At 60.9% G+C, this 17,865-nt stretch carries 13 protein-coding genes and 2 pseudogenes; 6 read left to right on the top strand and 9 right to left on the bottom strand.

From position 1 onward, the window contains the following. Window positions 1-97 precede the first annotated feature (97 nt). Window positions 98-400: pseudogene (locus KVG91_RS20640) on the top strand (hypothetical protein); the annotation flags it as partial. 132 nt (window positions 401-532) lie between these two features. Here the strand turns inward: KVG91_RS20640 and KVG91_RS20635 are convergent. Together KVG91_RS20635 and KVG91_RS20630 are read right to left on the bottom strand one after the other, a co-directional pair. Next, window positions 533-4,420, bottom strand: coding sequence for a hypothetical protein (locus KVG91_RS20635; RefSeq protein WP_178114958.1), 3,888 nt, complete (start codon window positions 4,418-4,420; stop codon window positions 533-535). Window positions 4,421-4,799: 379 nt separating this feature from the next. Further along, the gene (locus KVG91_RS20630) at window positions 4,800-5,531 is read right to left on the bottom strand and encodes a TetR/AcrR family transcriptional regulator (protein ID WP_169374354.1); all 732 of its coding nucleotides are present in this window, start codon (window positions 5,529-5,531) and stop codon (window positions 4,800-4,802) included. A gap of 361 nt (window positions 5,532-5,892) precedes the next feature. Between KVG91_RS20630 and KVG91_RS20625 the strand changes: the two genes are divergently transcribed. From KVG91_RS20625 to KVG91_RS20610, 4 genes are read left to right on the top strand one after another with little or no spacing between them, the layout of a single operon-like run. Continuing rightward, the gene (locus KVG91_RS20625) at window positions 5,893-6,597 is read left to right on the top strand and encodes an ABC transporter ATP-binding protein (RefSeq protein ID WP_169374353.1); all 705 of its coding nucleotides are present in this window, start codon (window positions 5,893-5,895) and stop codon (window positions 6,595-6,597) included. Further along, window positions 6,594-7,793: an ABC transporter permease gene (locus KVG91_RS20620; protein ID WP_169374352.1), complete on the top strand. Its 1,200-nt coding sequence runs from the start codon at window positions 6,594-6,596 to the stop codon at window positions 7,791-7,793. The genes KVG91_RS20625 and KVG91_RS20620 overlap by 4 nt, the downstream gene beginning before the upstream one ends. Then, window positions 7,786-9,264: a TolC family protein gene (locus KVG91_RS20615; RefSeq protein WP_169374351.1), complete on the top strand. Its 1,479-nt coding sequence runs from the start codon at window positions 7,786-7,788 to the stop codon at window positions 9,262-9,264. Before KVG91_RS20620 ends, KVG91_RS20615 begins: the two co-directional genes overlap by 8 nt. Next, a complete protein-coding gene (locus KVG91_RS20610) occupies window positions 9,254-10,498 on the top strand; it encodes an efflux RND transporter periplasmic adaptor subunit (protein WP_169374350.1) in 1,245 nt (414 codons plus the stop codon). The genes KVG91_RS20615 and KVG91_RS20610 overlap by 11 nt, the downstream gene beginning before the upstream one ends. 117 nt (window positions 10,499-10,615) lie before the next feature. On the opposite strand, the gene KVG91_RS20605 is transcribed toward KVG91_RS20610, so the two are convergent. The 7 genes and pseudogenes from KVG91_RS20605 to KVG91_RS20575 form a co-directional block, all read right to left on the bottom strand. Then, a complete protein-coding gene (locus KVG91_RS20605; protein WP_169374349.1) occupies window positions 10,616-12,010 on the bottom strand; it encodes an FAD/NAD(P)-binding protein in 1,395 nt (464 codons plus the stop codon). Window positions 12,011-12,022: 12 nt separating this feature from the next. Continuing rightward, window positions 12,023-12,307, bottom strand: a pseudogene (locus KVG91_RS20600) (ABC transporter ATP-binding protein); the annotation flags it as partial. A 163-nt stretch (window positions 12,308-12,470) separates the two neighbouring features. After that, window positions 12,471-13,850: an LLM class flavin-dependent oxidoreductase gene (locus KVG91_RS20595; protein WP_169374348.1), complete on the bottom strand. Its 1,380-nt coding sequence runs from the start codon at window positions 13,848-13,850 to the stop codon at window positions 12,471-12,473. After that, window positions 13,850-14,176 carry an acyl-CoA dehydrogenase gene (locus KVG91_RS20590; RefSeq protein WP_169374347.1) on the bottom strand — a complete coding sequence of 109 codons (327 nt, stop codon included), beginning with the start codon at window positions 14,174-14,176 and terminating at the stop codon, window positions 13,850-13,852. The genes KVG91_RS20595 and KVG91_RS20590 overlap by 1 nt, the downstream gene beginning before the upstream one ends. Window positions 14,177-14,189: 13 nt before the next feature. Beyond that, complete coding sequence (locus KVG91_RS20585) at window positions 14,190-15,386, bottom strand: SfnB family sulfur acquisition oxidoreductase (protein ID WP_169374346.1); 1,197 nt, start codon at window positions 15,384-15,386, stop codon at window positions 14,190-14,192. A gap of 302 nt (window positions 15,387-15,688) precedes the next feature. Continuing rightward, the gene (locus KVG91_RS20580) at window positions 15,689-16,039 is read right to left on the bottom strand and encodes a hypothetical protein (protein WP_169374345.1); all 351 of its coding nucleotides are present in this window, start codon (window positions 16,037-16,039) and stop codon (window positions 15,689-15,691) included. Between the two features lie 153 nt (window positions 16,040-16,192). After that, entirely contained in the window at window positions 16,193-16,756 is a 564-nt protein-coding gene (locus tag KVG91_RS20575) for a helix-turn-helix domain-containing protein (RefSeq protein ID WP_169374344.1), read from the bottom strand. Between the two features lie 93 nt (window positions 16,757-16,849). On the opposite strand from KVG91_RS20575, the gene KVG91_RS20570 reads away from it, so the two are divergent. Further along, the gene (locus tag KVG91_RS20570) at window positions 16,850-17,779 is read left to right on the top strand and encodes a DMT family transporter (protein ID WP_169374343.1); all 930 of its coding nucleotides are present in this window, start codon (window positions 16,850-16,852) and stop codon (window positions 17,777-17,779) included. Window positions 17,780-17,865 lie beyond the last annotated feature (86 nt).

The raw sequence follows: 17,865 nt of genomic DNA, 5'->3' as shown, positions 1-17,865 counted from the left end.
CGAATCCGGTTTTTCAGTCACACAGGGGCTGACTGATCCACCGCTATCGCGAGCAAGCCCGCTCCCACAATTCAGACCGAGACCACCCTTCTTATCGATGCCCTTCTTCGCCCGGCGCCTGTTACGCCCCCTGCTCGCCCCCTACCGCCGTGCTGCTGACGGTACAGGAACCTACGTCGGCCAACCGCTTTTGACCTACCTGCTGATGTCGGTGGTGTGCGGGTTCTTTTCCTATCGCGCCATCGGCAAGGGCGGGTACACCGCGCTGTTGTCGGCGATCACCGTATTCGTCGCCGGCCACGGCGACAACCCGCTGTCGGGTGGGTTATGGCGCACCGTGGATATCCTGATCGGCATCGCCCTGGCCCTGGCATTTTCCTTTGCCCTGCCGCTGTATGCCGATCCGCGAGATGAACAGGCGATGGCGCGAGGCGCAATGCAAACCGATGGAAAATTTGACATAGCACGCGTCCAGATAAAAACGGGAGCGGCTCACCCTGAGACCCTCCCGTTCCTCTCCCGGTGTGCGAGCCTACCTGAGCCCGACACCATTGCAGTGATCGCCAACGACGCTGTCCTTGCCCGTCAGCGTTTCTCCCGTGTTGAGGTTCACCGTGTAATAGTAATTACTGAAAAAGAACGAGTGGGATAATGTGCCCGTCCAATAGTTGGCAAAGCCCATCGGCCAGCTATTACCATACGCGGCGTGCAGGGCGCGAGCTTCATCAAGGCTGGGCAGGCGAACTCCGGCGTTATTGGCTGCGGCTCGAATATTGCCAAATGTATTTCTGCCTAACCCCTGGACCCAAATTACACCTCTGACGACGACGGTGTAGCTGCGCGTCTGGGCCGGCACGGATGAGTCACGAACGCTGACTACCGCAGAACCGTTCCCACGCACCTGTACCAGCCCCGACCCACTGTTCACATGAATTACGCTGCCGTTGGACCCTGAATAGGTGTAAGGCCGTGTTCCTCCCGACGCCTGATGCTGCACCTGGTTACCCGGCCCAAACGCCGGAAACACGTTAGAGCCAGCGAGCAAGTAAGTCTGCCGGTCCAGGTAAACCGGGGACGCGTTGAAGACCAGCGCTGTAGTGGTGTTGATCTGATACTGAGTCGAAGGAAAGGCCACTGCCCTGGACTTGTCAGCCTGTTTGGCGAAGTTAATGTGGGGCGTAACCGTCAAGGTACGATTGTTCGGGATGGACAGCAGCCAACTGCGCAGCACGCGAATATTCGCGAAACCGTTAGCCGCTTCATTTGCCGTCACACTGTGCGCGACCAACAGATCCTGCGGGGTCGCTCCGGGGGCCGAAAGCTTCAGCCAGGCAAACTGGTCTTTACCGCTATAAGCCCACTTGGCCATTGCCAGCATCGCGTCGCTCGTCAAGCCGGCAGGGTTTATGCTCCCACCATGGGCAATTCGATTGATTAAGGCTCTTGGCAAGCTACCCTGTGGAATCGCCTGCACATGCACTTTTTGCACGTCCGAAGAACCGTCCCCGCCGCGCCCCAAAATTACTTCGTACTGCAGCTGGATCGTACTGAAGATACTCCGCCCAACCACGTCATTGCCGACATTGAAGGTGACCGTACCACCCGCCAGGCCTGGTAGAGTACCGATCTCAATCGGCGTACCGTCCGCAAGTATCCACCACAAGGTGATCATATCCGTCCCACCCTGATTCATATTGGGGTAGGTCACCAGCACCTGGCATTTGTTTTCAACGGTCAGGGGGTGAATGATCACCTCCGAACCACTGGGCGGAGTCGAGTACTTGGTTTCCGTACGGGGAAATATGTTGGGTTCGGTCTGGACCATATGGCGACGCGTGTCGAACCATACGATTTCGTCGGTATCACTGCTGTGATTGAACGTCACGCCAAACTCAATTGTCAGGGCCGTCCACTCTTTCAAATTACTCAGCCTGCCGACGGGCGTGTAAGGCGCAGGCCCGGCCATTACGTCCGCAAGCGTCGCGGCACGCGCCACGAACGTGTCTTCCTCATAAGGCATATCCCCCTTAAACGTGCCTTTGTAGCGCAGATACATGCGTTGTCCAACCGCAGCACAGGGCCAGGGCAAGACTCGCGTCTGGTCAAGGTCATTCAGCCGGGGAATCTCAAGAATGGCGCTGTCACCGATGCTATCGATCGTTGCGCCAGGCACATGAGACAGGGTGAGCAGCTTCAGTGTAAGCACCGGTGAGTCGTTGGGAAAACCATTGCGAATCACCTTGAACGAAACAGCGATATTACGGCCGAAGGGGTGAATATTGTAGCCAATGGCTTCAGGCGGAACAGTGACGTCGACATGAGGGTCGCCGCTGTTGGCGTCCCTGGTTTCAAAGTGGGTTCCACCACCTGCCAGGCCACACCAGCATACTTCCACTTTGTCACCGTCCCTGGGCTCGTCATAGCGACACCGCACCGTGGCCCCGGCAAGCACAACCCGGCGCGGATCAAGTTCATCAGGCGCCGTCGTCGCTTCCACTACTTCAGGCAACAACAATGCGCCCAGTGCCTGACCGATGGTGTAGATCTCCTCCCCGGACAGTTCACTGACGCCGAACCGTGTACGCACATAGTTGACGCGAAGCGTGCCGTTCAGGTTGTCCTCGATCAGCTTTCTGGCGATATCTGCGAGGAAAGGATTGGAATCCACCGCGAGTACATAGGGCACAGTGCTGACTCCCGTCACTGAGCCCACGTACGTGATGATGACTTCGTCGCTGGCCCTGAACTCTGTGCGCGCCTCAAAGGTAGCGACACTGCCAATCGTGTTGGGGTCGATATTACGATTGTGATCCGCCTCCTGGATACGCGGTGTGACCAAAGTGGCTGCCGACTTGCCGATCTGGATGTAGCGACGCGCGGATTCCCGTACAGTCGCCGGGCCCGTCACCTTGTAATAGACCCGCGTATTGCGCAGCCCTTCAAAGGGCGCATACAGCGCGTTCAAAAAATCACGAAGACGCGGGTGAGCGCCAGCAGCCCGGTGACTGAATTCGCGCTTCAGAGTGCCGTCCAGCTTTTCGGCCACGAGATCGACTCGCAAATCATCGCCTGCGTTGCCTTGATAGTCAGCCATCGCCACCGTCATGTAAGGTAAATTCGCGGGAACGAACGGCCCTTCGCGCTGAAGCACATCGGGTTTGGGCAATAGGTAGCGGGCACCGGCCACCGTATAGACGGAAGCCCTGGAAGGCAGCATTCCCCGCTCCCGGTAATACATGATTTTGATCGTGCTCTCGATCAGTAAGCGAATAATCGGATTGGAGATCGGAGCATCGTTGTAGGTACGCAATTGGACCTGTTTACGAACGCTGTAACTTACCTCCTCGCCCTCCACGGTAGTGCCCGACACCTTCCAGAGGATGAAATCCGACGCGATGAAGTTTGGATCATGGTTGGAAATTAACACCGACGCAGTGCCCGGCAGGTTGTGCAATGCATCAGCGTCAAGGATTTGTGTAACGGGATCTGCCTCGACGATCTCCGCCTCCATCAATAATGTCAGGTCAAGGTCCACGTCGACCGAGATCGGCTTGCTCCACCGATGGCACGGGCCTGACACATCCAGCACTTCGTCATACAAATAGAACTGCACCACAAAATGGCCGCTTCCCACAGCCTCCAGAAAAACATGGTCGATGGTAAAAATCAGATCAAGACCGACCTGGTCTTTACGGATGGGTGGCAGAGCATCAAAGCGTTCCCCACCCCAGAAAAACATCACCAGGTCATTGACCCGCATGTTCTCCCAGTTTCGGATGGTGACCGTTACACCACGAGCGGCGACGACAGCATCGACAAATGTGTCGGAGAGTTCGAAGGTCAGACCACGGTGATAAGTCCCATCACAGTTCCCCTCCCCGCCTGGCAGCGTGTTCAGAATCAAGATGCGCTGAGGTACTGACGTACTGATCGAATCGGTGGCGACCCGGGTGACCTGACCAAAGACGTCTTCGACAAAATACAACAGCAGGCTCGTACGGGGAATGACCAGAAAGAAACGTAGATCGTCTTCATTGGCCTTGGTGACTCGCTCGGTCGCCATTAATATGCCGTTCATCCGGACTCCATACTCATCACCTACGTTACAATCAACCCAGCGCTCGAAGACGTAAGTCAGTCCATCCTCGATATGACGACGACCCAGACCATAGGCGGCCCCCAGAACCGGTACGACCTGCGCGGGCACCGGATACGGGGAGTCCAGGTCCTCAACCCGCTGCGGTTTGACAGGTTTGCGTGGAGGGCGTTTTTTTTTTGCGGGCACTGCTGTTGAACTCGCCACAGACGGCGCTGAAGCTGACGGTTTCTTCACAACCTTCTGCGACTTTCTGGTGTCGGCTTTTTTTTCCGTTGAGGGGGCTGCAACGGCTTTTTTTGCAGTAACGGGAGTGGTGGGCATCGTGATTCTCCTGAGCGGAATCGCCTGAAGAAATCAAACACCTCTGGGTGGCGGTTGGTAACCTGTGAGAAATGACAGTTCCGATAGGAGGTCGTTAACCCTGTCAATCAACGATCATAACGCCGCTCTGACACTTACATTTTTTCTTGCCATTTTTTTCACGCTTTATTCACATCCCGAAACGTAATGTGAAGCCTCATCCGTTACAAACGTTGCACATCAAGCCCGCCGCCCCAGCGGGCTTTTTTTTGTGCGGCAAAACACTCAAAACACTGTAGGAGCGAGCTTGCTCGCGAAAAACGCAATGTCACCGCAGTTAACCAGAATGTCCGCGATATCGTTGACGTTCTTCGCGAGCAAGCTCGCTCCTACAGAGCTGTCAGCGAGAGGTTTGCTCGCGAATGGCCCGCTGGGTATCCAGCACCTTCGCCAACGCGTGTTCAGCTTCCGGGCTCTGCTGCGGCACGCGAATCGCCGCCGAGACCAGGGTGATCAACTTGGCCATGACCTCGGCATCCGTCGCCGGTCGCCCCAGGCTCATGGAGTTCATCAACAGGCGCAGCTCGGTGCCGGCCATCACGCCGGAAATCGCCTTGAGGGCAAATTGCAGGCGCACCCCCAGCTCGTTGCGCGGCAGGTCCGGCAAGGCCAGGGCAAAGGCTTCGAAAAAGCGCTGGAACACCGGTTGGTAATGGACCTTGAGGTATTCCTGAATAAACGGCGAGGTGTCGCTGTACACGCGACCGAGGAAACGGATGAAAGAACGCCCTTCGCCACTGCCCGGATCGCTGCGTTCCAGGCCCATGGCCGGGGCGAACAGCACACCGAGCAAGGTGTCGCAATCCAGCGGGCCGTCTGATTCGGCCTCACAGCGTGCGAGCAATTCCAGGCGCTGCTCGTTGAGCGGCTCCAGGCGCTGCATCAGCAGGGTCTTCATCAGGGAGTCCTTGTCCCCGAAGTGGTAGTTCACCGCGGCCAGGTTGACTTGGGCGCGCTCGGTAATCTGCCGCAACAAAACCGCGTCGTATCCATACTTGATGAAGAGCGCTTCTGTCGCATCCAGCAATCGAGTCTTGGTAATGTTCGGAGCGCTGACTTTCTTCGCGACCATAGGGAATCCACGGGAAAAATTGTTTAAAAAAATAATTTGATTTTTTATACCGGGACTGTCGGGCGAAAGCAAGCAATGACACCGCGTCATTTAATGCCAAGCCTTGGCCAGCGGGCTTATCAAGGGTGATCGCCTGGCGCTCGCCTGCCCCGTCAGAACCTTCTTTGCGCGAGCGCTTCGCAGCGATAAAACCGCTCTATATGGACGGCTGGCGAAGCGACTGGAACGCGGTTAGTATTCAAACAATATTTTAAAAACAAGAAACGAAAGCGTTCCGTCATCTCTACCAGACCCCTCCCTGCACTTGTTACAAGGCTTTACAGGGAAAAGGACGGCGGCGTGAAAAAGTGAAGGCGTATTCATGACAGATACTCCCGCGCACCCAGGCTTGATCTCGCTGCAAGGCATCGGCAAAAGCTATCAGCTGGCCGGGCAGCACCTGTCCATTCTCAATGATGTTTGCCTGACCATCGCCAGCGGCGACAGTTGCGGCATCCTCGGCGCGTCCGGTTCCGGTAAAAGCACGCTGCTCAATATCCTCGGCCTGCTGGACTTGCCCAACCGTGGTCAGTACCACTTTGCCGGCCACGACATCTTCACCGCCACGCCTGATCAATTGGCGGCCCTGCGCAACCAGCAGATCGGCTTCGTGTTCCAGAGTTTCAACCTGCTGCCGCGCCTCAGCGCCCTGGACAACGTCGCCCTGCCCTTGAGTTATCGCGGCGTATCGCGCCATGAGTCGGTGGAGCAAGCCCTGTGCATGCTCGAACAAGTCGGCCTGGCCGACCGTGCCCACCACCGCCCCGCCGATCTTTCCGGCGGCCAGCGCCAGCGGGTCGCCATCGCCCGGGCGCTGGTGGGCAGGCCTTCGGTGATACTGGCCGACGAGCCCACCGGCAACCTCGACAGCAGCACCGCCCAGGACATCATGGAGCTGCTGCTGGCGTTGAACCGCGAGCAACAGGTCACGCTAATCATCGTCACCCACGACCCGCACATCGCCGAACGCCTGGAACGCAGGATCCTGGTGCGCAATGGCGTGGTGCAAGAGGCCGGGCGCCCATGACTCGGCAGGCCGAACAGAACCTCAGCCAACTGCTGCATGAAGCGTTCGTCAGCCTGCGTACCCTGGGCAAGCGTTCGATCCTGGCGCTGCTGGGTATCGTGATCGGCAGTTCGTCAGTGGTGGCGTTGATCAACATCGGCCATAACGCGGCGGTGGATGCCGCGATGATTTTCAAGGACATGGGCACCGATACCTTGGTCGCCCAGTTCCCGCCCAAGGCCGGCGACAGCCTGCCGATGCCCGCGCGCCTGGACCTTCAAGCCCTGCGCCGGAGCGTGCCCGGCATTGCCCATATCGGCGCGCTCACCTTGTTCAGCGGGCCCATCGTGTTCCACGGCCGTACCGTCAACGCCAACTTCGTCGGCAGCACAGCGGATATCAAGGACGCGATGCGCCTGGTGGTGCAACAGGGGCGTTTCCTGTCGAGCTTCGATACCCATGAAACCTACGCGGTGATCGGCGACCAGGTGGCCCAAGCCCTGGGTGCGCCGGGCGACCCGCTGCGACTGGGCGACCGTGTGCGCATCAACGATTACCTGTTCCTGATCATCGGCATCCTGCGCAGCCAGCCGCGCGCGATGCTGATGCCGGTGCAGGCCAACGAATCGCTGTTCATCCCCGCCGAAGGCATGCGCCGCATCTATGCCACGCCGCAGATCGGCAACGTGATCATCCGCGCCGCGCCCGGCCAGGACATGGAACGCATTGCCCGGGACGCAGCCACCGCCCTCAAACCGCAACTTCCCGACCACGATGTGGACATCCAGGTGCCCCAGCAAATGATCGACGGCATGGCCCGGCAAAGCCGCACGTTCGCCTACCTGCTGCTGGCCCTGGGGGCGATCTCGCTGGTGGGCGGCGGCGTCGGCGTGATGAACGTGATGCTGATGAACGTCTCGGAGCGCCGTCGCGAGATCGGCATCCGCATGGCCCTCGGCGCGCGCCAGCGGGATATCCGCAACCTGTTCCTGCTCGAAGCCGTGACCCTCACCGCGGTTGGCGCACTCTGTGGCGCGGTGCTGGGCATGACCGCCGCCTGGTTGTACGCCTGGCTATCGGGCTGGGAATTTGCCCTGGCCGTCGCCGCCCTGCCGCTCGGGGTGGGCAGTACGTTGCTGGTAGGGTTGTTTTTCGGCATCTACCCGGCGGTGTCGGCCTCGCGGTTGCAGCCGGTGGAGGCCCTGCGCGATGAGTAGATGGCTGCTGTGGCTGGCGCTGGTCAGCCTGCCGGGCGTGGCCGCCGATGTGGTGATCAAGCCGTCGGCGCCGAGTACCACGCGCAGCGGCTACGACCGGGGGGTGTCCTTAAATGCCCAGGCCACCAGCATGACCCTGGGCGATGCGGTCTACCTGGGCCTGCGCAACAACCCGGCGATTCGCAGCGCGTACCTGCAACGGGTGGCGCAAAAGTTCGACTTGCGCGTGGCCGAAGATGTGTTCAAGCCCAAGCTCACCCTCAACAGTTCCTACCGCGGCACCCGTGGTTCGGACGACAACGCACGCAATGCCAACGTCGCGCCGGCCACCAGCCTGCTCGGCGAATACGGCACGCGCCTGAGCATGGCCTGGACCCAGCAATTGAACAACGCCGACCGCGCCGGCCGCTACCGCAGCGACGGCCTGGACCTGGCAATCATCCAGCCGCTGCTGCGCGGCGCCGGTTGGGACGCCACCACCGCGCCGCTGCGCCTGTCGCGCCTGTCGGAGCAGGCCAACCGCCTGAACCTCAAGGCCACGGTCGCGCAGACCATCAGCCAGATCATCGCCACCTACCGTGAGCTGCTGCGCGCCCAGGAGCAACTGAGCATCGTACAGGACGCGCTCAAGCGCTCCGCGACCTTGCTGGAAGTGAACAAAGCGCTGATCAGCGCCGGGCGCATGGCCGAATTCGAGATCGTACAGACCCAAGCCGATATCGCCACCCAGCAACTGGGCGTGGAAGAGGCGCAGAACCAACTGGACGCCAGTCGTCTCTCGCTGCTGCGCCTGTTGTCCCTGGACCTGTCCACGCCGATTCGCGCCACCGAAGCCCTGGAGGCCAGGCCCATGCAGATCGACAAGGGCCAGGCCTTCAACCTCGCGCAGAACCAGCAGCCGGAATACCTCGCCGCCCTGCTCGGCAGCCAGCAGGCCGACCTCAACCTGGTGATCGCCAAGGACTCCGGGCGCTGGCAGGTGGACCTGGTAGCCGGCGCGAACCAGGTGCGCGACGCCTACAATAACGACACCGGCAGCAGCAACAACCGAACCTGGGACAGCTACGCCGGAGTACAGGTGCAGATTCCCATCGGCGATATCAGCACGCGCCAGGCTGAAGTACGCGCGCGGGTCAACGTGGAGGACCAGGAAATCCGCATCACCGAGGCACGCCAGGAACTGGAACGCAGCGTCAACGATGTGGTGCGCGACCTCGGCACCCGCTGGCGCCAGTATGAAATCTCCCAGCGCGCCGTGGAATTGTCACGGCGCAAGATCGAGATCGAACGGGAAAAACTCAGCGCCGGACGCTCCACCAACTTCCAGGTATTGAGCTTCGAGACCGACCTGCGCAACGCCGAAAATGCGCAGCTCAATGCGCTGATCGCTTATTTGAACGCCCAGACCCAGCTCGACTTGACCCTGGGCATGACGCTGGAAAGTTGGGAAATCGCCCTCAATGACGACTAATCAAAAACGCCTGCTGGGCGCTGTACTCATTCTGGTGCTCGGCGGCGCGGGCCTGGCCCTGCGCAGCCCGGCATCCGACCCGGCCACGGCCACCGAGCAGTGGCTGGCCGTCAAGCCCGACGCGCTCGTGCACCAGATCGGCCTGGTGGGCAAGATCGAGCCCGACACCACCATCACCCTCACCGCGCCGTTCGACGGCAACGTACAGGCCAACCTGGTGGAGCAAGGTCAGCGGGTCGAGGCCGGCCAGGTGCTGTTGCGCATGGACCCGGCCACCCTGGAGGTGCAACTGCGCGACGCCCTCTCCGCTCAACTCAAGGCCCGGCGCACCGTGCAAGAGATGCAGGACTGGGACAACGGCCCCGCGGTCAGCCGTGCGCGCCGCAGCCTGCGCACCGCCGAAATGACCGCCGGCAACACCCAGCGCAAACTCACCGAAAGCGAAAACCTGTTTCAGCGCGGCATCATCCCGCGCAATGAACTGGACGATCTCAAGCAACAGACCCAGCAGCAGCAACTGGACCTCGCCTCCGCCCGCAGCGAGCTGCAGCAGGCCATCGACCAGGGCAAGGGCGAATACCGCCAGATCGCCGATATGGAGCTGACCAACGCCACGGTGAAATACGAAGCCCTGCGCACGCTGCTCGAAGGCCGGGAGGTCAAGGCGCCGTTCTCCGGCATCGTGGTACCGCCGCCCGGCAACAATTCATCCCAGGGCGGCGCCAACAACAATGCCCCGGTGCAGGCGGGCAGCAAGGTCAGCCAGGGGCAGGTGCTGTTTGGACTGGCGAATATCGAACGGCTGAAAATCGTCGCCAAGGTCTCGGAGCTGGACATCAACCAGTTGCACCAGGGCCAGGCGGTGGAAGTGTTGGGGGATGGTTTCGAGGGTGAGCGGCTGACCGGCTCCGTCAGCGTCGTGAGTGGCTTGGCCGTCGCCAGCGACAGCCAGGGCAGTGCGCAGTTTCCGGTGACCTTGTCGATTCCCCGGCTCACGCCGCAACAGCTGCAACGTGTACGGTTGGGGATGAGTGCGCGCTTGACCATCGTGACCTACAACAACGCACAGGCGATGGTGATTCCAAGCCAGGCCATAGGGCCGGACCTGACGGTCCACTACCGCGAGGCGATGGATAAACCGGTGGAGCGGGTGAAGGTGACAACCGGACAATCGACGGCGCAGGGGGTCGAGGTGTTTGGCCTCAAGCCGGGTTTTGTAAAAATCGGCAGTTGAAACATCGATCACCTGTGGGAGCTGGCTTGCCTGCGATGGCATCTACTCGGTATACCTGACCTACCGAGTTGTCTGCATCGCAGGCAAGCCAGCTCCCACGCAAGCCTGCTCCCACAGTTAGAGTTGTGTGAGTTTCAAGGCCAGCGCCTTGGCCTGAATCGCCACATCGGTCACCGCCGTGCTCTCCCACCACATCCCCCGTAACGGCGGGCCCATGGCGAACAGCCGCCCACTCACCTGGCCCTGGGCATCCACCACCGCGCCCGAAGCATCCGCCGCAATCCCCAACGCCAATGGCCCAGGCCGGATCAACCCGCGCTTGAGCAACTGCTGCGGCAACGGCCGGGCCACGCGGCGCCAGTCGTATTCGATGCCGCTGGAATTGATCAACGCCGCACCTGACACTTGCGTGATCACTTGCTCGCCGCGGTACCGCACCCGAATAGTCACGCCTTCAACCGAAGGCACCAGGCCTTTGAAGGATGCCGCCCGAATCCGCAACCGCCCGGCTTCATGCAGCCGAGCCACCAACTGCGCGCTCAACGGTGGCGAGCGGTGGTGATGGCTTTCCCACCAGGGCCGCACGTGGCGCACGAACTGACGTTTTTCACGCTCGCTGGCCTGGCTCCACAACCGACCGATATGCGCGCGCACCGTGTCCAACGGCGCTTGCCAATCGATGCCCTGCGCGTGCGCACTGCGGCACTGGCGACGCACTTCGCGCAGCAATTGCAGGGGGCTGCGCAGGCGGTGGTCTTCACCGAGAAAATCCACCCAGCCCGGCGGTTGTCGGCGCACATGGGGGAGCAGGCCGTGACGCGAAAACACTTCGATCGGCCCACGGTGCCCGGCCTGCTCCAAAGACACCACCGCGTCGACCATGGTCAGCCCGGAACCGATGATCAACACCGGCGCGTGCGGGTCGATCCGGGTCATCGCCGCCACGCCCCAGGGGTCTACCGCCGCTGCGTTCAAACCGTTGGGTTCGGTCTGCGGCGTACGCGCCGCCGGGAACATGCCGGTGGCCAGCACCGCCAACGCACCGCGCAGTTGCTGGCCGTTATCCAGGGTGACGAACGTTGAATCGGCGTCCACCTGCAAGTCGACCACTTCGCCGCGCACATGCTCGACGCTGGACGCGGACTGCGCCTTGGCTTCGGCCAAACGTTGCTGGGCGTACAACCCGAATAGCCCGCGGGGCGGAAACAGTTCGCTGATCGGCACAGGCTGCTGCGCCGACTCGGGCCAGCCGCCGGCGCCGATATAGTCGGTGAGCCATTGGGTCAGGTCGTCGGCGTTGTCCGGGTCAACGCTCATGCGCGCCGCATTGCCGTTCAGGGTGTGGCCCAGCTCGACGGCGCTGTAGGCCTCGCCCCGGCCAAGCTCGGCGCGCGGTTCGATCACCAGGATCCGGCGCGTGCCCGGCAGGCGCAGCAGTTGCACGGCCAGCATCGTGCCGCTCAGGCCGCCACCGATGATCAACACATCGGCGTTGCGGGAGGATTCAGTCATGCGCGGTCGCCCTTACTGTTTGCCCAGGTAAATGTCATGCAAATCGCCTCGCGCCAGCAGTTCAGCGGAGCTGCCGCTTAGGGCCACGCGCCCAGTATCCAGCACGTAGCCGTGGGACGCATAGTTGAGCGCGACATTGATGTTCTGCTCGGCGATCAAAAAGCTCACCTGCTGTTCGCGGTTGAGTTGCGCAACGATCTCGAAGATCTCCTGCACGATCATAGGCGCCAAACCCATGGACGGCTCGTCGAGCAGTACCAAAGTAGGACGCGTCATCAGTGCCCGGCCGATCGCGACCTTCCAACGCATGCGGTGATCCACTGGCTGGGATTGATCAAACAATGAAGATCAAATGTGGGAGCTGGCTTGCCTGCGATAGCGGTGGGTCAGCTAACTATTTGTCGACTGACAGGCCGCTATCGCAGGCAAGCCAGCTCCCACATTGATCGGATTTCGCCAGTTAGATGGCAGTGGCCTTGAGATCACGGTAGCCGGCGCCCGGGTGGTTTGGCGCGAGTCGCGCGCCGTCGCCGAACAGCTTCTCGCGCAACGTGCCCTTGGCATATTCGGTCTTGTACACACCGCGCTTCTGCAACTCCGGCACCAGCAGGTCGACGGCGTCGATGAAGGTCTCGTGGGTCAGCGCATAGGCCAGGTTGAAGCCGTCCACATCGGTCTCTTCGACCCATTCCTGCAACAGGTCCGCCACGGTTTGCGGACCGCCGACAAACAGGGGGCCGAAGCCGCCGATGCCGACCCAGTCGGCCAGTTCGTTCGGCGTCCAGACCTTGTTCGGGTCCGCCGTGGAGAACGCTTCCACCGCCGATTGAATGGCGTTGGTGTGCACATGCTTGAGTGGCTCGTCCGGCTTGAACCGGCTGAAGTCGATGCCGGTCCAGCCGGAGATCAGCGCCATGGCGCCTTCATAGCTGACGTAGGATTTGTAGTCGTCGAACTTGGCCTTGGCCTTGGCGTCGGTCTCGCCGACGATGACGGTCTGCAAGTTGAAGATCAGGATTTTCTTCGGGTCGCGTCCCGCCTCGGCGGCACGCCGGCGGATGTCGGCGACGGTCTTTTTCAACAACACCTTGGACGGTGCGGCAACAAATACGCACTCGGCCTGTTCGGCCGCAAACTGCTTGCCACGGCTGGACGCACCGGCCTGGTAGAGCACTGGCGTGCGCTGCGGCGACGGCTCGCACAAGTGAATGCCGGGCACCTGGAAGTGCTTGCCGACGTGCCGGATCTCGTGGATCTTGCTCGGGTCGCTGAATATCCGGCGCGCGCGGTCGCGCACTACGGCGCCCTCTTCCCAACTGCCCTCCCAGAGTTTGTAGCAAACCTGCAGATATTCCTCGGCATAGTCGTAGCGTGCGTCGTGCTCGGTCTGGGCGGTCTGGCCGAGGTTCTTGGCACCGCTTTCCAGGTAAGACGTGACGATGTTCCAGCCAATGCGGCCCTTGGTCAGGTGATCGAGGGTGGAGAGGCGGCGCGCGAACGGGTACGGATGTTCGAACGATAACGAAGCCGTCAGGCCGAAACCCAGGTGTTCAGTGACCAATGCCATCGGCGCGATCAGCGACAACGGGTCGTTGACCGGCACCTGGGTCGCCTGGCGAATCGCTGCGTCGCCGTTGCCGTTGTACACGTCATAAATGCCCAGTACGTCGGCGATGAACAGGCCATCGAACTTGCCGCGCTCGAGGATTTTGGCGAGGTCGGTCCAGTATTCCAGGTCCTTGTACTGCCACGAACGGTCGCGCGGGTGTGCCCACAGGCCGGGGGATTGGTGGCCGACGCAGTTCATGTCGAAGGCATTCAAGCGGATTTCACGGGTCATCAAAGCACTCCGTTGAGGTGGTAGTTGCCGACGATCTGGTATTTCCAGCGCAACGGATCATCCAGGGTCGGCGGCAACGCGGTGCGTTGGCCGGTCAGTTCGAACTCGGCGTTGCTCGCGGCAATCAAGGCTTCGGCGGCTGCGATCTGCGCTTCGGTGACGGCGACCGGGCTGGGGTGGGTTTCGGCGCGTTCGAACAACGCCGCAGCCACCTCGACGCGGATCTGCAAGTCGCCGAAGCAGCTGATCACGTAGGGGTCGTCGCTTTTCTCGACGTGGCCTCGGGTGCTGTCCAGCAGTTGGCGCGCAAGCTTGAGTGCGGTCATGGGCTAAGTCTCCTCAATTCCAGGCGTGGCGCGCGGGCTTCACGCCGTTGAGCACGAAGTTGCCGATCAGGTGGTACTTCCAGCGCGCCGGATCATGCAGGGTGTGGGTGCGCGCGTTGCGCCAGAAGCGGTCAAGATTGTGCTTGCCAGTGACCGAGCGGGTGCCGGCCAGTTCGAAGAGTTTGCTGCTGGCCAGCAACGCGGTTTCGGCCGACAGCACTTTGGCCTGGGCGACCACCAGCGAGGCGTGGGCCACGCTGTCTTCACTGGGTTCGGCCAGGGCACGGTCCACCGCCAGGCCTGCCTTGGCGAGGATGGCTTCGGTGCCATGCACGCGCCACTCCAGGTCGCCGATGGCGGCAATGGTGAACGGGTCCTGCCAGCCGTGATCCTGCTGGCTGTCGATCCACGGCCGCGCCTGGCGTGCATGGAGCTTGGCCTGCTCCAGCGCGCCGATGGCGATGCCGGTGTCGACCGCCGCCTGGATGATCTGCGAGATCGGGCCGTTGGCGGTGGGTTGGTCGAATGCCAGGTGCGCCGGAATCACGGCACTTAATGGCACCGTCACACCGTCAAGGGTCACGCCGCCGCTGGCGGTGGTGCGCTGGCCGAAGCCGTCCCAGCTGTCGATCACGTCGAGGCCTGGTGCATCGCGTTCGACAAACGCAATAAACGCCTGGCCGTGTTCGTTGTTACTCGCAGTAGGCACGATATGCGCGAACAGCGCGCCGGTGCAGTAGAACTTCTCGCCGTTGATCAGGGCGGTGTCGCCGTGAAAGCGGATCTGGGTATCGAAGGTGCCGGCGTTTTTACTCTTGGCCTCGGAAAAGGCATTGCCGAAACGGTAACCCGCCAGCACCTTGGCGAAGTAATAGCGCTTTTGTTCCTCGGTGGCGGTTTGCAGCAGGATGTCCACCACGCCCAGATGGTTCTGCGGGATCTGCCCCAGGGACGGGTCGGCAGCGGAGATCAACTTGATCACTTCGGCCACAGTCACGTAGGACACTTCGGCGCCGCCGTAGGCCTTGGGCACGGTGATGCCCCACAGGCCACTGGCGGAAAATTCGTCGAGTTCGGCCACCGGCAGACGCCGCTCGCGGTCGCGCTCACTGGCCTCTACAGCAAAGCGTGCGGCCAGGCGCGTGGCAACTTCAATGGCCTCCGCGTCCGAGCGGATGATATGGGCAGGGTGTTGAGGATGGGCTGACATGGGCCGACTCCAGGCTCCGATGGGATGACCTGGGTGATTGCAGGAGTCGTGCCTGAATTTAATTTCTAATTAAATCAAATGATTAATAAAAAAACGACGCTATAAGAGGCTGCCGTTCCAGCAAAGTGTGGATTTACTGTTGCCAGGTAAACACTGAAGTCCAGGCACCGTCAGGGCCATCCAGTTGGAAGAGTGGATGCATCATGGCGTACTTCGACCGACAACCAATGTGCAGTCCGTGATTGTTGCGCGGTAGCTGATGCAGTCAGGAGCGCCCCGGTCACGCCATGTGTTCGTTTCGTTTATGCGATTACCTCATATAGCGTTTCGGGCGCAACTGCCACATCTCCAGCTGGGTTGGTCACCACGTAAACCAACCGCAAGCTCCCCAATGCAAAAGCGTCCTTAGGCACCGAAAAAACTAAAGGAAACACAGGAGTCGTTATGACCCAAGTCCCGGTGTAGGCACCTGAACCCGAGTATAGATAAACATCACCCGTATCCCCGGTTGCCGCTCCCGGATAAGCAGGCACGTGCAGTGTTCCGCCGTTGATTACATCGTTCAGACGAATTTTATCGCCCACCGCTTCTTTGATGATTGCACGTGACAGCGCCAGCGGTGAGGTCATAGCTTTTAAAAGAGTCGTCTTCATATCCAAAACTCCATTTTCAGTAAGCTGCTTCGCGACCAGGAGCGAAGGCATCGAATAGTGTCGATGCCCAGCGAGTAAATCCCAGCAAAGCAGTGTGGGTCTACTGTCAGAAATAACAGGTACAAACGAGTCCCGGAGCTGCTCTCGCCAGATTCAGATCACGACGTTACGGATAAACCGCACTGCCACCTTGCCATCGTTGCGATAGGCATGGGGCTGGTGGCTGGCAAACATGAAGAACTCACCGGCACTGATGGTGTTTGCTGCATCCCCCACGAGCAAGGTCAGGCAGCCCTCGAACACAAACAGCTGTTCACTCCAGCCTTCCAGATCCGGGTCCGGGCAATAGCGATCACCGGGCTCAAGGCGCCATTCCCACAACTCGACTTCGCGTCGCGCAGTGGCCTTGGCCAGCAACACCGCCTTGCTGCCGACGATTTCCCCGGCCCAGGCCAGTTCGTTTATACGACTATGATCACGCACATCCGGCGCCTGGATCAGATCACTGAACGCCACGTCCAGGGCTTCGGCCACCCGGTCGAGGGTGGACAGGCTGACGTTCTTCTCCCCCGCCTCGATCGCCACCAGCATGCGCCGGCTGACCCCGGACTTTTCCGAGAGCGCGGTCTGGCTCAGTTCGGCGGCGTGGCGCAGGCGACGAACGTTCTGGCTGACGTGCTGCAGGACCGAGGCCCGGTGTGGATTTTCTTTGTGCACTATATTGCTCAATGGGTGGGTGTGCGCAGTATACTGCCCAGCGTGCGGCGCATTGTGCGGTCCGTGCCTTTGCCATGCAAGACCAGAGCCGCCATGACCACCCCAACTTCTCCTTCGCGTTTCAACCGCTTCAGCAAAGCCGAATGCATCCTGGTGTTCATCACAATGATCTGGGGCGGTACGTTTTTGCTGGTGCAGCACGCCTTGACCGTCAGCGGGCCGATGTTTTTCGTCGGCCTGCGCTTTGCGGCCGCGGCTATTGTGGTCGGTTTTTTCACCTTGCGCACCCTGCGTGAATTGACCCTGCTGGAGCTGAAGGCCGGGGTCTTCATCGGCGCAGCGATCATGTTTGGCTACGGCTTGCAGACCATCGGTTTGCAGAGCATTCCCAGCAGCCAGTCGGCATTCATCACCGCGTTGTACGTGCCGTTCGTGCCGTTATTGCAGTGGCTGGTCCTGGGAAGGCGTCCGGCGCTGATGCCGAGCATCGGTATCATGCTGGCGTTTGCCGGGTTGATGCTGCTGACCGGGCCGGCCGGCGCCTCCTTCAACTTCAGCCCCGGCGAAATCGCCACGCTGATCTGCGCAATGGCAGTCGCGGCCGAGATCATCCTGATCAGCGCCTATGCCGGCCAGGTCGATGTGCGCCGCGTCACCGTGGTGCAGCTGGCCACGGCGTCGCTCCTGTCTTTCCTGATGGTGGTGCCGATGGGCGAGGCGCTGCCGGGGTTCTCCTGGTTGCTGCTGTTCAGCGCGGTGGGTTTGGGCTTGACCAGCGCGGTGATCCAGGTGGCGATGAACTGGGCGCAGCGCAGTGTTTCACCGACGCGGGCCACCTTGATCTACGCGGGCGAGCCGGTGTGGGCGGGCGTGATCGGACGCATTGCCGGCGAACGCTTTGCCCCTATTGCCACGGTGGGCGCGGCGTTGATTGTGGTGGCCGTGATTGTGAGCGAACTGAAGACGAAGGGGCAAAAAGCCATCGAACTGCAGGATCAGATGGAACAGGAGCAGCAGGGCTAAGGTCCGAACCCATGCCAAGCGGAGGTTTTCGGCCTATCTTGTAGGATCCTGCCACATGTTGCCGTTTGGTGATCAAGAAAGCGGCA

This window comes from Pseudomonas azadiae (assembly GCF_019145355.1).
Taxonomy (GTDB): Bacteria; Pseudomonadota; Gammaproteobacteria; order Pseudomonadales; family Pseudomonadaceae; genus Aquipseudomonas; species Aquipseudomonas azadiae.
Note: the sequence above shows the minus strand (reverse complement) of the source record. Positions and strands in the feature narration are given on the sequence as shown.

Bases quoted from the DNA above. Each gene is read 5' to 3' on its own strand.
- KVG91_RS20570 (WP_169374343.1), top strand. From the start codon at position 16,850: ATGACCACCCCAACTTCTCCTTCGCGTTTCAACCGCTTCAGCAAAGCC.
- KVG91_RS20610 (WP_169374350.1), top strand. From the start codon at position 9,254: ATGACGACTAATCAAAAACGCCTGCTGGGCGCTGTACTCATTCTGGTG.
- KVG91_RS20635 (WP_178114958.1), bottom strand. From the start codon at position 4,420: ATGCCCACCACTCCCGTTACTGCAAAAAAAGCCGTTGCAGCCCCCTCA.
- KVG91_RS20595 (WP_169374348.1), bottom strand. From the start codon at position 13,850: ATGACCCGTGAAATCCGCTTGAATGCCTTCGACATGAACTGCGTCGGC.
- KVG91_RS20605 (WP_169374349.1), bottom strand. From the start codon at position 12,010: ATGACTGAATCCTCCCGCAACGCCGATGTGTTGATCATCGGTGGCGGC.
- KVG91_RS20625 (WP_169374353.1), top strand. From the start codon at position 5,893: ATGACAGATACTCCCGCGCACCCAGGCTTGATCTCGCTGCAAGGCATC.
- KVG91_RS20585 (WP_169374346.1), bottom strand. From the start codon at position 15,386: ATGTCAGCCCATCCTCAACACCCTGCCCATATCATCCGCTCGGACGCG.
- KVG91_RS20620 (WP_169374352.1), top strand. From the start codon at position 6,594: ATGACTCGGCAGGCCGAACAGAACCTCAGCCAACTGCTGCATGAAGCG.
- KVG91_RS20630 (WP_169374354.1), bottom strand. From the start codon at position 5,531: ATGGTCGCGAAGAAAGTCAGCGCTCCGAACATTACCAAGACTCGATTG.
- KVG91_RS20580 (WP_169374345.1), bottom strand. From the start codon at position 16,039: ATGAAGACGACTCTTTTAAAAGCTATGACCTCACCGCTGGCGCTGTCA.
- KVG91_RS20615 (WP_169374351.1), top strand. From the start codon at position 7,786: ATGAGTAGATGGCTGCTGTGGCTGGCGCTGGTCAGCCTGCCGGGCGTG.
- KVG91_RS20590 (WP_169374347.1), bottom strand. From the start codon at position 14,176: ATGACCGCACTCAAGCTTGCGCGCCAACTGCTGGACAGCACCCGAGGC.